Origin of the sequence: Roseateles sp. (assembly GCF_031397715.1) — a bacterium.
Classification (GTDB): Bacteria; Pseudomonadota; Gammaproteobacteria; order Burkholderiales; family Burkholderiaceae_C; genus Paucibacter_A.
Genome location: NZ_JANNMI010000308.1, coordinates 1 through 12,516 on the forward strand (window position 1 = coordinate 1; position 12,516 = coordinate 12,516).

Here is a 12,516-nt window from a genome sequence, read left to right on the forward strand (position 1 = left end):
GGCTCAACTCGCCGTGCAAGGCCGCCGCCTTGATGCCTTGCTTCCAGAGCTTGTCGGAGACATGCTCGGTCGCGTACTTGGTCGCCACAAACACCAGCACCCGGGTCCAGCCCTCGGTCTCCAGCAGATGGCGCAGCAACGGCGTGCGGCGGTTCTCGTCGACCTGGATCGAGCGCTGATGAATGGCAGCCGCCCGCTCGGGCTCGGGTGAAATCGTGATCCGTTCGGGCTCATGCAACAAGCCATCGGCCAGCGCCTGCACGGCCGGCGCAAAGGTGGCCGAGAAGAACAGGTTCTGGCGCGCTTTGGGGCACAGCGCCAGCACGCGTTGCAACTCGTCAGCAAAGCCCATATCGAGCAGGCGATCGGCTTCGTCCAGCACCAACATGCTGACGGCCGACAGGCGCAAGGCGTTGTTGTCGAGCAGATCGAGCAGGCGACCCGGCGTGGCCACGACGATGTCGGCACCGCCGCGCAAGGCCATCATCTGCGGGTTGATCGAGACGCCGCCGTAGACGGTGGCGACCTTGATCGCCGTGGGCAAATCCTGCGCCAGCGCCTGCAGCGCCTCGCCAATTTGTGCTGCCAGCTCACGCGTCGGCACCAGCACCAGGGCACGTGTCTGGCGCACGCCGGCACCGCGCTGCTGCAGCAGGTTTTGCAACAGAGGCAAGGCAAAGGCGGCGGTCTTGCCGGAACCGGTTTGGGCCAGGCCCAGCACATCGGCACCCCGCAAGATGACGGGAATAGCGGCGGCCTGAATTGCGGTGGGGGCGTGGTAGCCCTGCTCGCGCACGGCGCGGATGAGGGCGGGCGACAGGCCCAACGTAGCAAATGACATGAACAGGGCCTTGGGCGAGAAACAAGGATGGATTTTAGGGCTCAAATAAGCTGCGCTGCTCGGCCGCAAGTTGCCCGACCGCCATGGCCTCGATGGCCAGTAGCTTGAGCTTGGTCAGCGCGCCGCCGAATGCGGAGAAACCGCCGCTTTTGCTCGCCGCGCCCAGCACCCGGTGGCAGGGCACGATGGGCGCGAACGGATTCGCCGCTTCGGCCCGCCCGACCGCGCGCGCCGCGCCCGGCTCACCCAGCAGGCGGGCAATCTCGCCGTAAGTCAGGGTCTGGCCGACCGGAATATGACGCGTGATCGCATGCACACGCAGATTGAACTCAGCCACCCCACTCTCGTCGAGCAGGATATTCAGCAAGTTGGCATGCGCTGCCGCGTCGCCGGCCAGCAAACGCTTTATCGCATCGATGGCATGCCATGCGAGGGCGTTAGGCTCGGCCTCACGGGCGGCTGGAAAGCGCGCGCGCATGCGCTCACGGGTCAGGCCAGCATTCTCTTCCGGCAATTGCGAACCCTTGATGCCCAACTCACTCCACGCAATGCCGCAGCACCCCAAAGTGGTGTCGAAGCAAGTAAGAAACAGCATTTTCAAGCGGCAGCGGCCTGGCGCAAGGCCTCGGTCTGCGCCTGATGCTCGGCCACATGGGCTGCGATGCCGGTGCGCGACTGCGTGGCCAGCGCGGCAACCGCCGCCGCGTCCATCGCCTTGTATTCGTGGTCGGACCAAATCTGCCGCCAGCGCCGCGAGCCAGCCTGGCCATTCCACAGGCCCAGCGCATGGCGCATCGCCTGCGTCCAAGGGCGCCCACTCACCACTTGCGCTTCGAGGTACTTCAGCCACTCCGTCTCGACCTGCTCACGGCTGTGTGCCGGCCCAGCTTGGTCGAAGAAGCGCTGGTCCCAGTTGGCCATCTGCCAGGGCTCGTGATAGGCCTGGCGGCCGACCATCACGCCGTCCACATGCTGGAGTTGCGCGGCAATTTCATCGTCGGTCTTAACGCCGCCATTGAGCACGATGGTCAGGTTGGGGAAGTCGCGCTTGAGCCGGTGCACCAGCTCATAGCGCAGCGGCGGCAGCTCGCGGTTTTCTTTCGGCGAAATGCCTTGCAACCAGGCATTGCGGGCATGGACGATGAAGACCTCGCAGCCGACCGCCGAGATCGCGCCGACAAAATCGCGCACGAACTCGTAGCTTTCCAGCCGGTCAATGCCGATGCGGTGCTTGATGGTGACCGGGATGCTGACCGCGTCCAGCATCGCCTTGATGCCGTCGGCCACCAGCGCCGGCTCGGCCATCAAGCAAGCACCAAACGCGCCGCGCTGGACCCGCTCGCTGGGGCAACCGCAGTTCAGATTGACCTCGTCGTAGCCCCACTTTTCGGCCAGCTTGGCGCAGGCCGCCAGAGCGGCCGGCTCGGAGCCGCCGAGCTGCAAAGCGACCGGATGCTCCTCGATATTGAAGTCCAGATGGCGCGACTGGTCGCCATGCAGCAAGGCCCCCGTCGTCACCATCTCTGTGTAGAGCCGGGTCTTGTGGGTCAAGAGGCGGTGAAAGTAGCGACAGTGTTTGTCGGTCCAATCGAGCATCGGCGCAACGGACAAGCGCCATGGTTCATGACGAACACCGTCGTCGATTGCTTCAGTCCCACTCATTCCTGCCCTTTTGGCTCACTTCGAGATGCCGGTCAACCGCTTTTGCAGCCAATTGATACCTGCTGCAGTAGCCCTAAGCCCGTATTTTCCCACGCGCATCAGTGCCCTATCCGAGCAATTTCACCAGCGCAGCAGGCGCGACCCCAAGGCTCGCCCCAGCAGCGCCGTCAGACCTAGCCCCAAGGTGTACCAGATAGCGACAAAGGTGGCGGAAGACTCCGGGAACTCCAATGCCAGCCGGTAAGTGACTTCATCACCAGCCTGCGCGCGCTCCCACAAGGGCCGAATCGCACTTTCGAGGTCGAATGGACTGGCTTCTTCTCCCTTCATTTCTTTGCCCTGTTCGAATGGGTTACACCGGCAAAAAGAAATTTTGATAAATACTTAACTTAACGATGTAACCGAATGCCGAGGCAGAGCGACACACCGCAGATGAAATCAATACCAGCACAACAGCAGCAAAACGCCGGGCTGCCTTGTTGCGCCAGTCCCTCGCGTAAGCAGGCCCGAAGCGAGAGCTCCGGGTACGCTGCGCCGACGCGAAGCCGGCGAAGTCTACTCGGCAGACGCATAAGACGCTTCCTTGTGCTTGCCCTATTGTTGAAACCCTTGTTGGGCGAGGCAACAGCGGTGCCCAACGCGCCGGGCCTGCCCAGCACCGACGCCGCCTGGGTGGGCCGATTCGATCTGGCGATGGCACCCTGGCAAGAGCTCATAGTGCGGCCGGACCTCAAGCCCAATCGTTTCGAGCGTCGCAGCTGGGACGGTGTGGACGCGCTGCAAGTGCATTCGGCCGCCAGCATGTCGCTGATGGCGCGGCCCTTGCACCTTGATCTGGCCGCCCTGCCCGTGCTTTGCTGGCGTTGGCGGGTTGAGGCCAGTATTTCCAAGGCCGACATGCGGGTGCGCGAGGGCGATGACTACGCCGCGCGGGTCTATGTCAGCTTCAAGCTGCCGGACGCCGCCATGAGCTTTAGCCTCAAAGCCAAGCTCGGGCTGGCTCGGGCCATCTGGGGCAAGGAGCTGCCCGATGCGGCCATCAACTATGTATGGGACAACCGCCAGGCCATCGGCACCGAGCGCCCCAACGCTTACACCGACCGGGCCATCATGCATGTGCTGCGCAGTGGCGACAGCCAAGCCGGCCACTGGGTCGAAGAGCGCCGAAACGTGCGGGAAGACGTCGCCCGACTATTTTCAAAAGACGCTCAAGCGGTGCAGTTGGCGGTCACGGCGGACACCGACAACACCGGCGGGCTCGCGCAGGCTGGCTTCGCCGATTTCCACTTTGTGCCGGCAAGCAGCGCCTGTCAATTTGGACCTATCCTCAAGTGACTCTGTAACTTTTTAGCCGGCCGTACGAATAAGACGTAACGCTTAGGCAAACAACCCCTGGTTCAACTCATGAGACCTACCCTTCAACTGCTCGTCAACACCGATTTTCCGCGCCTGCGCCGGATGCAACTGGAGACCCTGCAGGTCAACCTGGGCTACAAATGCAACCAGAGTTGCCTGCACTGCCACGTCAACGCCGGGCCGAACCGAACCGAAATGATGGACGGCGCCACCGTCGAGCTGGTGCTGGCCGTGCTGCGCGCGCGTCAGTTGAAGACGCTGGACTTGACCGGCGGTGCGCCCGAGCTGAACGAGCATTTCAGGCACTTGGTCCGCAGCGCCCGAGCGGCGGGTGTGCGCGTCATCGATCGCTGCAACCTGACGATTCTTTCCGAGCCCGGACAAGAAGACTTAGGCGCCTTTCTGGCCGCCGAGGGTGTGGAGGTGACGGCCTCGCTGCCTTGCTACTCGCCGGCCAATGTCGACCGCCAGCGTGGTGACGGCGTCTTCGAGCGCAGCATCGCCGGCCTGCGCCAGCTCAATCAGCTGGGCTACGGCGACCCCGCCCGCGGCTTGCTGCTCAACCTGGTTTACAACCCGCAGGGCCCGTCGCTGCCGCCGCCGCAGGGCCCGCTGGAGGCGGACTACAAACGGGAGCTGCTGACGCATTTCGGCATCCGCTTTGACCATTTGTTCGCGCTGACCAATATGCCGGTGCAGCGCTTTGGCAGCACCCTGGTGAGCAAGGGCAGCTTCGGCTCGTATATGAAGCTCTTGCGTGACAACTACCAAGCCGACAACTTGGCCACCGTGATGTGCCGCAGCCTGCTCAGCGTGGATTGGCAAGGACATTTGTACGACTGCGACTTCAACCAGATGCTGGGTTTGAGTGCCGAACTCGGCGAGGGGCAGTCCGCCCGCCCCCATCTGCGCGACCTGCTTCAGCACGACCCCTCGGGCGCGCGCATCCGCGTCGCCGACCATTGCTATGGCTGCACGGCCGGGCAAGGCAGCAGCTGCGGCGGCGCGCTTGAATCGGCTGAGCCTGCAGTGCAGAGCTTGATCGGCGTGCGGTGAGCGCTCGGTCGTCCAAGTTCTGGCTTTGGGCTGGGGCCGGCATGCTCGCGCTGCTGGCCCTGGCGGTTTGGCGCCAGTACGACTTGGGCGCCCTGCTCACGCTGGACTCGCTCAAAGCCAGCCGCGACGCCTTGCAAGCGCAGGTGCTGGCTCAACCCCTGGCCACCGCCGCCGCGTTCTTTGCGGTCTATGTGGCCGCTGCGGCCCTGTCCATCCCCGGTGCCCTGGTGTTGACATTGGCCGGCGGGGCGATGTTCGGGCTGGCTTGGGGCCTGCTCTTGATCAGCTTTGCGTCCAGCCTGGGCGCTTTGCTGGCGTTTCTGGCGGCGCGCTATCTGCTGCGCGATGCCATCCAGGCTCGCTTCAACAAGGCGCTGGCGCCGATCAATGAAGGCGTTAGCAAGGACGGTGTGGCGTATTTGCTGACCTTGCGCTTGGTGCCGGTATTCCCGTTCTGGCTGATCAATTTGCTGATGGGTTTGACCCCCATGGGCGCGGCCCGCTTCTACCTGGTCAGCCAGATCGGCATGCTGGCTGGCACGGCGGTCTATGTGAACGCCGGCACGCAGCTGGCCGCCATTCAGGCGCCTAGCGACATCTTCACGCCGGGGCTGCTGGGCAGCTTTGTGCTGCTGGGTCTGTTCCCGCTGTTGGCCAAGGCCGGGGTGGGCTGGCTGGAGCGGCGCAAGGTCTATGCCAAATGGCCCCGGCCGCGCTCGTTTGATCGCAACCTCGTGGTCATCGGTGCCGGTGCCGGCGGGCTGGTGTCGGCCTATATCGCAGCGGCGGTCAAGGCCAAGGTCACGCTGATCGAGGGCCACAAGATGGGGGGTGACTGCCTGAACTACGGCTGCGTGCCAAGCAAGGCGTTGATCCGCTCGGCCAAGATGGCCAGGCAGCTGAAGAAAGCGCATGAATTCGGCCTGGCCGATGCCGCTGGACGGGTGGACTTTGCGGCCGTGATGCGGCGCGTGCACGAGGTCATCCGCGCAATCGAGCCGCATGACTCGGTCGAGCGCTACACCGGCCTAGGTGTTGAGGTGCTGCAAGGCCATGCCCGCATCACCGGTCCCTGGAGCGTCGAGGTCACGCTGGCCGACGGTACGCTGCAAACGCTGAGCACCAAGAACATCGTCATCGCCACCGGGGCCGCTCCTTTCGTGCCGCCGATTCCGGGGCTCAAGGAAGCGGGCTATCTGAGCAGCGACACTGTCTGGGGCTTGAGCGAGCTGCCCAAGCGACTGCTGGTGCTGGGCGGCGGGCCGATCGGCAGCGAGCTGGCGCAGAGCTTTGCGCGGCTGGGCAGCAGCGTCACGCAAGTGGAGATGGCGCCGCGCCTCATGGCGCGGGAGGACCCGGAAGTCTGCGAACTGGTGGCCGCCTCGCTGCGCGCCGACGGTGTCCATCTGCTCACCGGCCATCGGGCGCTGCGGGTCGAGGTACTGAGCGGCGAGAAGCGCCTGATTGCACAGAACATTGCACAAGCCGGCTCGGCCGAAGTCATGATCCCCTTCGACGAGCTGATCTGTGCGGTGGGCCGCAGCCCGCGTGTGAGCGGCTTTGGCCTGGAGGAGTTGGGGATTGAGCTGACGCCCCGCAAGACCATCGCCACCAACGCCTATTTGCAGACCCGCTACCCGAACATCTACGCGGTAGGCGACGTGGCCGGGCCCTATCAATTCACGCACACCGCCGCACATCAGGCCTGGTACGCCGCGGTGAACGCGTTGTTCGGCCGCTTTCGCAAGTTCAAGGCCGACTACCGAGTGATCCCCTGGGCCACCTTCACCGACCCCGAGGTGGCGCGCGTGGGCCTGAGCGAGACCGAGGCGCAGGAGCAAGGCATTGCCTATGAGCTGAGCAAATACGGCATCGACGATCTTGACCGCGCGATCGCCGACGGCAGCGCGCATGGCTTCGTCAAGGTGCTGACCGAGCCCGGGCGGGACCGCATCCTCGGCGTCACCATCGTCGGCGAGCATGCCGGCGACTTGCTGGCCGAATATGTGTTGGCGATGAAACATGGCCTGGGCCTGAACAAGATCCTCGGCACCATTCACACCTACCCGACGCTGGCCGAAGCCAATAAGTTTGCCGCCGGTGAGTGGAAGCGCGCCCATGCACCGAAAAAGCTGCTGGCCTGGGTCGGGCGCTTCCACGCCTGGGAGCGCCGATGAAAGCAGCGCTGAGCATCGTCATTCCCGCGCTGAATGAAGCCGCCGGGATTGCGGCCAGCTTACAGGCGCTGCAGACCCTGCGCGGCCGTGGCGTGGAGCTGATTCTTGTGGACGGCGGCAGTGCTGACGACACGGTTGAGCGGGCCCGCCCTTGGGCCGACATCGTCATCACCGCAGCACGAGGCCGTGCGCTGCAAATGAATGCCGGTGCGGCCCGCTCGCAGGGCGAGGTGCTGCTGTTCCTGCACGCCGACACGGAGCTGCCGCCGGCTGCCGACCAGCTCATCCTGAGCGCGATCGAAGCCGGCGCTTCGTGGGGCCGCTTTGATGTCCACATCAGCGGCGCGGCGCGGCTGCTGCGCGTGGTGGCATTGATGATGAATTGGCGTTCGCGCCTGAGCGGCATTGCCACCGGCGACCAGGCGATGTTTGTGCGGCGCGAGGTGTTCGAGCGCCTTGGCGGTTTTCCCGCTCAGCCGCTGATGGAGGATGTGGAGCTGTCCAAGCGCTTGGGTCGGCTGGCGCGGCCGGCCTGTCTGCGCGCCAAGGTCAGGACATCCGGGCGACGCTGGGAAAGCCGTGGCCTGTGGCGCACCATTTGGCTGATGTGGAGCCTGCGCTGGCGCTACTGGCGCGGCGAGCCCGCCGAAAGCCTGGCGCGGGCCTACCGATGAGCGCCGCCTTGATCATCTTCGCCAAAGCGCCGGTGGCCGGTCAAGCCAAGACCCGGCTGATTCCCGCGTTAGGGCCCGAGGGCGCCGCCCGCATGGCGGAACGCTTGTTGATGCACACGCTGCAACAGGCACTGGCAACGCCGATTGAACACATAGAGCTGTGTGTCTCCCCGTCCGCCCGGCACCCGGCCTTTGAGCGCGCGCGTGTGCTGGGGGAGGGCCGCGTGCATAAAACGCAGCAAGGCCATGGTGATCTGGGCCAGCGCAAGCACCGGGGCATGTGCCGGGTGCTGGCACAGCACAGCCGCGCGCTCCTTATCGGCACCGATGCGCCGGGGCTGGTCAGCACCGCCCTGATGCAGGCCGAGCAGGCGCTGCTGAGCCACGCTGCGGTGTTTGTGCCGGCCCTTGATGGCGGCTATGCCTTGGTCGGGCTGACGCGGCCTGCTCCAGAATTGTTCTTGGACATGCGCTGGAGCACGCCCGAAGTGATGCAAGACAGCCGAGCGCGGGCGCGCGCCATCGGCCTGCCCTGGCTGGAGTTGCCCTCCGTGGCCGACATCGACGAGCCGGCCGACCTCGTCCACCTGCCCGAAGCTTGGGCGTGATGCGGCGGCTTGTTTTGGCAGGTGCCGGCCACGCCCATGCGCAGGTCTTGCTGGCCTGGGCGCAAAGCCCGCCGCCCGATGTGGAGCTGGTGCTGGTGTCGCCCCATGCGCTGGCGCCCTACTCGGGCATGGTGCCCGGCTGGCTGGCCGGCACTTACGCGTTCGACGAAATCGTGATCGACTTCCCCCGGCTCTGCCATGCCGCCGGTGCCCGCTGGATCGCGTCGAGCATCGCCCGCCTGGATCCCGACGCGCGTACTTTGCAGCTCGACAACGGTGAGTCGCTCAGTTACGACTGGCTGTCGCTCAATATCGGTTCCACCTTGACGCCACCCCCAGGTGAATTTGCGAGCCGGTTTTTGAGCATGCGGCCCTTGGCGAATTTGCACACCGACTATGACCAGCTGCTTGACGATTGGTGCGGGGACCGCAGCAACCGCCCGTTCAGGGTCACGGCAGTGGGCGGCGGTGCGGCAGGTTTCGAGTCGGTGCTGGCGGTGCTGCGGCGGCTGCGCACGCTCAGGCCCGAACGACGCGTAGAGGGCTGCTTGATGGCCCGCAGCACCGAGCTGCTGCCCGGCTACCCCAGGGCCGCCCGGCGCAAGGCCTTGCAAGCGCTGCGGGACGCCGATGTGCGCCTGCAGCTCGGGGCGGACTGGTGCGATTCGGTCGGGCACAGCAGTGACCTGGTGCTGTGGGCCACCGGTGCGCAAGCCCATGCGTGGCAGCGCAGGCCCGAGCTCAGGGGCAATCTGGCCGTCAGTGGCGAGGGCTATGTGCTGATTGACGCAAACCTGCGCTCGCTGTCGCACCCGAATATTTTTGCGTCCGGCGACTGCGCGCAATGGCGCACGCCCTTGCCCAAGGCCGGTGTCTATGCCGTGCGCATGGGCCCGGTGCTGACGCACAACCTGGGCGCAGTAATGAACGCCGCATTGAGCGGCTCTGCCCCGCAGGCCTACAGGCCGCAACGAGTTTTTCTGTCCTTGCTGGCCACGGCCGATGGCAGCGCCATCGCCTCGCGCGGGACCTTTTTCAGCCTGTCCGGGCGCTGGGCCTGGCGCTTGAAGGAGCACATTGACCGCGGTTTCGTCAAGCGCTTTGCGCCTGCCGCCTCTCACCCGACCCTTGACCACAGCGCATGATCATGAGCGCCGCCTAACTGAGAACTTGAGGGTCATGGCTTCGTGTGCGTTGTCCGACCTAGCCCCGGCTCAGAACAGCCCCGAGATGCGCCCGCCGTCATCGACATCAATCCGCTCGGCCGAGGGCACTTTGGGCAGACCCGGCATGGTCATGATGTCGCCGCAGATGGCGACGACAAACTCAGCACCGGCGTTCAGGCGCAGTTCGCGCACATGCAAGCTGTGGCCGGTCGGCGCGCCGCGCAGCATGGGGTCGGTGCTGAACGAGTATTGCGTCTTGGCGATGCAAACCGGGAAGTGGCCATAACCGGCGGCCTGCCACTCCAGCAACTGCGCCAGCGCCTTGGGCTCGAACACGACCTCGGCGGCCTTATATATTTTTTCCGCCACCGCGCGGATCTTGTCGGCCAGCGGGTCGGCATCGGCATACAGGCTCGCCGGCTTGGCGCCGCCCTGCTCACAGGCCGCCACCACGGCATTGGCCAGATCTGCCGCGCCAGCGCCGCCGTCGGCCCAATGCGTGGCCAACACGCAGGCCACGCCCAGCTCGGCGCAAAAGTCTTTGATCAGGGCAATCTCGTCGACATGGTCGCTGTCAAAACGGTTGATGGAAACAATCACCGGCAGGCCGTAATGGGTCAGGATATTCTCAACATGGCGGCGCAGATTCGCCAGGCCAAGATCAAGCGCCAGCAGCCCATCGCTGCCGGGCTTTTTGACGTCGGCGCCGCCGTGGTACTTGAGCGCCCGCACGGTCGCCACCAGCACCGCGCAGGCCGGCTGCAAGCCGCCTTTGCGGCATTTGATGTCGATGAATTTCTCAGCACCCAGGTCGGCGCCAAAGCCGGCCTCGGTGACCACATAGTCGGCCAGCTTCAAAGCCGTCTGCGTGGCGATCAGCGAGTTGCAACCATGCGCGATATTGGCAAACGGCCCACCGTGCACAAAGGCCAGATTGCCCTCCAGCGTCTGCACCAGATTCGGTGCCAGCGCGTCCTTCAGCAAAGCAGCCATCGCGCCATCGGCCTTCAAGTCGCGCGCCGTCACCGGCCGCTTCTGGCTGGTGTAGCCGACCACGATATTGCCCAGGCGCCGCTTCAGGTCGGCCAGCGAGGTGGACAGGCAAACAATCGCCATCACTTCGGACGCGACCACGATGTCAAAGCCGTCTTGGCGGGGGTAACCATTGCCGGGGCCACCCAAGCCCACGTTGATCTCGCGCAGCGCCCGGTCATTCATATCAACGACCCGCCGCCAGCTGATACGGCGCACGTCCAGGTGAAGCGCGTTGCCGTGGTGAATGTGGTTATCAATCAGTGCGGCTAACAAGTTATTGGCCAGCCCGATGGCATGGAAGTCACCGGTGAAGTGCAGGTTGATGTCTTCCATCGGCACAACCTGGGCCCGCCCGCCGCCGGCCGCCCCGCCCTTCAAACCGAAGCAAGGGCCGAGCGAGGGTTCACGCAGGCAGATCATTGCGTGCTTGCCGATGAAATTGAGCCCGTCGCCCAGTCCGACCGTGGTGGTGGTCTTGCCCTCGCCCGGCGGCGTCGGCGAGATCGCGGTCACGAGCACCAGATGCCCGTTCTTACGCTCACTCAGGCGCTGGATCACTTCCAAACTCAGCTTGGCTTTGTAGTGGCCGTAGGGGCTGAGCGCGTCCTCGGGGATGTCGAGCCGGCGGCTGGCCAGCGGGAGAATTTTCTGCAGCGTCGCTGCTTGGGCAATTTCGATGTCGGTAGGCATCCAGGCGTCCGGTTGGGGCAAACAAAAAACGGCAAGGTCCGGTAAGACCTTGCCGCGATTATGGAGTCAGCGCCGAAGCTATTTCAGCTCGCGCAACGGGTGAAGATCTGCGCTCCAGGGACTCTCAAAAAAGGCCAGCACCTGGTCTCGGCTGACGTCCTCAATGCGCGCCGGCTGCCAGCGCGGCTGGTGGTCCTTGTCGACCGCCAAGGCCCGAATGCCCTCAACCGTTTCGCCGGCAGCGCCGGGCCGCAAATGGAAACAGTGATGAACAATATCTCGCTCCATGCGCAGGTCCTCGGCCAAACTCATCAATCGGGCACGGCGGATCTGTTCCAGCGTCACCGCCAGCATCAACGGCGAGCGCTTGCGCAGGGTCGCCAGGGTCTGCTGGGCCCAAGTGTCATCGGCCAGAGCCAGCGACGCCATGATGGCCGCCACATCGGGCAAAGCAAAATGCTCGTCAATGCGGCCGCGCAGGGTCTTGGGGTCGGCCGCCGGTGCCAAGTCCACATGCTCCATCACGGTGGCCACCACATGTTCAGCGCTGCTTTGCTTACCCAGCTTGAGGGTCGCTATGAGGGCCGGCATCGCCGCACTCTGTACATAGACATCACCCAGACCCAGCTCAATGGCATCGCCGGCGCCAATCGCGTGGCCGGTCAGTGCCAGCCACTCGCCGACATGGCCGGGGCATTGGCTCAGGAAGTAGCCGCCGCCCACATCGGGGAACAGGCCAATATGGGTTTCAGGCATCGCCAGCTTGGAGCCCTCGGTCAGCACACGTAACTTGGCACCTTGGCTGATGCCCATGCCGCCGCCCATCACCACGCCGTCCATCAGGGCGATATAGGGCTTGGCACCCGCGCAGAAAAGGCGCTGTGGGTCGGGCTGACACAAGTCAAAGGCGATCTTGAAGGCAAGACACCGCAGGCCAAGAGCGCAGTGTCCAGGCTTTTAAAGCGCAAAGTTGCCGATGATCTTGGGGCGTGTTTGAAGGCCTGGGCCGCATGCAACGACATCGACGTGCAGTTGGCGCCACTGCCTGGTCGAGCCCGCTATTGCCCGGTGGCACAAGCCAGGACATGGAAAGCGGCGTTGGAGCCACGTCGCGTTCTCGCCAGCCGTTGGTGGACGGCCAGCTTCAGTGCGTTGACGCGGGAGGTTGAACCGGACCCGACAGACACCGCCGTGCCGGCGACGGAACGCGACGAGCGGATCGACGACGCGCGGGTGGACAACACTGAGGCG

The 12,516-nt window shown here is 64.8% G+C and carries 12 protein-coding genes and 1 pseudogene; 7 read left to right on the plus strand and 6 right to left on the minus strand.

The genetic code is table 11. The annotated features are described in order from the left end of the window. The 4 genes from RMO57_RS13290 to RMO57_RS13305 all read right to left on the minus strand — a co-directional run. A partial coding sequence (locus RMO57_RS13290) for a DEAD/DEAH box helicase (RefSeq protein ID WP_310387342.1) occupies positions 1-841 on the minus strand: 841 nt, incomplete at its 3' end. A gap of 34 nt (positions 842-875) precedes the next feature. Next, a complete protein-coding gene (locus tag RMO57_RS13295; RefSeq protein WP_310387344.1) occupies positions 876-1,436 on the minus strand; it encodes a methylated-DNA--[protein]-cysteine S-methyltransferase in 561 nt (186 codons plus the stop codon). Between the two features lie 2 nt (positions 1,437-1,438). Continuing rightward, positions 1,439-2,437, minus strand: a complete 999-nt coding sequence (dusA, locus tag RMO57_RS13300) for a tRNA dihydrouridine(20/20a) synthase DusA (protein WP_414896426.1) — start codon at positions 2,435-2,437, stop codon at positions 1,439-1,441. Positions 2,438-2,623: 186 nt separating this feature from the next. After that, entirely contained in the window at positions 2,624-2,833 is a 210-nt protein-coding gene (locus RMO57_RS13305) for an NrsF family protein (RefSeq protein ID WP_310387350.1), read from the minus strand. A gap of 255 nt (positions 2,834-3,088) precedes the next feature. Between RMO57_RS13305 and RMO57_RS13310 the strand changes: the two genes are divergently transcribed. The 6 genes from RMO57_RS13310 (at position 3,089) to RMO57_RS13335 (ending at position 9,519) form a co-directional block, all read left to right on the plus strand. Next, on the plus strand, positions 3,089-3,838 hold the full coding sequence (locus RMO57_RS13310; protein ID WP_310387352.1) for a DUF3047 domain-containing protein: 750 nt from the start codon (positions 3,089-3,091) through the stop codon (positions 3,836-3,838). A 69-nt stretch (positions 3,839-3,907) separates the two neighbouring features. Next, the gene (arsS, locus tag RMO57_RS13315) at positions 3,908-4,915 is read left to right on the plus strand and encodes an arsenosugar biosynthesis radical SAM (seleno)protein ArsS (protein ID WP_310387355.1); all 1,008 of its coding nucleotides are present in this window, start codon (positions 3,908-3,910) and stop codon (positions 4,913-4,915) included. Positions 4,916-4,956: 41 nt separating this feature from the next. Further along, positions 4,957-7,092, plus strand: coding sequence for an FAD-dependent oxidoreductase (locus tag RMO57_RS13320; protein ID WP_310387358.1), 2,136 nt, complete (start codon positions 4,957-4,959; stop codon positions 7,090-7,092). After that, complete coding sequence (locus RMO57_RS13325; protein ID WP_310387359.1) at positions 7,089-7,766, plus strand: TIGR04283 family arsenosugar biosynthesis glycosyltransferase; 678 nt, start codon at positions 7,089-7,091, stop codon at positions 7,764-7,766. The genes RMO57_RS13320 and RMO57_RS13325 overlap by 4 nt, the downstream gene beginning before the upstream one ends. Continuing rightward, entirely contained in the window at positions 7,763-8,374 is a 612-nt protein-coding gene (locus RMO57_RS13330) for a TIGR04282 family arsenosugar biosynthesis glycosyltransferase (protein WP_310387361.1), read from the plus strand. The genes RMO57_RS13325 and RMO57_RS13330 overlap by 4 nt, the downstream gene beginning before the upstream one ends. Continuing rightward, positions 8,374-9,519: an FAD-dependent oxidoreductase gene (locus RMO57_RS13335; protein WP_310387363.1), complete on the plus strand. Its 1,146-nt coding sequence runs from the start codon at positions 8,374-8,376 to the stop codon at positions 9,517-9,519. Before RMO57_RS13330 ends, RMO57_RS13335 begins: the two co-directional genes overlap by 1 nt. A gap of 69 nt (positions 9,520-9,588) precedes the next feature. Here RMO57_RS13335 and RMO57_RS13340 read toward each other — a convergent pair whose 3' ends face one another. Beyond that, complete coding sequence (locus tag RMO57_RS13340; RefSeq protein WP_310387365.1) at positions 9,589-11,265, minus strand: formate--tetrahydrofolate ligase; 1,677 nt, start codon at positions 11,263-11,265, stop codon at positions 9,589-9,591. Between the two features lie 78 nt (positions 11,266-11,343). Next, positions 11,344-12,123: pseudogene (locus RMO57_RS13345) on the minus strand (3-hydroxyisobutyryl-CoA hydrolase); the annotation flags it as partial. Here RMO57_RS13345 and RMO57_RS13350 point away from each other — a divergent pair. Further along, on the plus strand, positions 12,064-12,516 hold a 453-nt coding region (locus tag RMO57_RS13350), incomplete at its 3' end, for a hypothetical protein (RefSeq protein ID WP_310387367.1). The pseudogene RMO57_RS13345 and the gene RMO57_RS13350 overlap by 60 nt on opposite strands.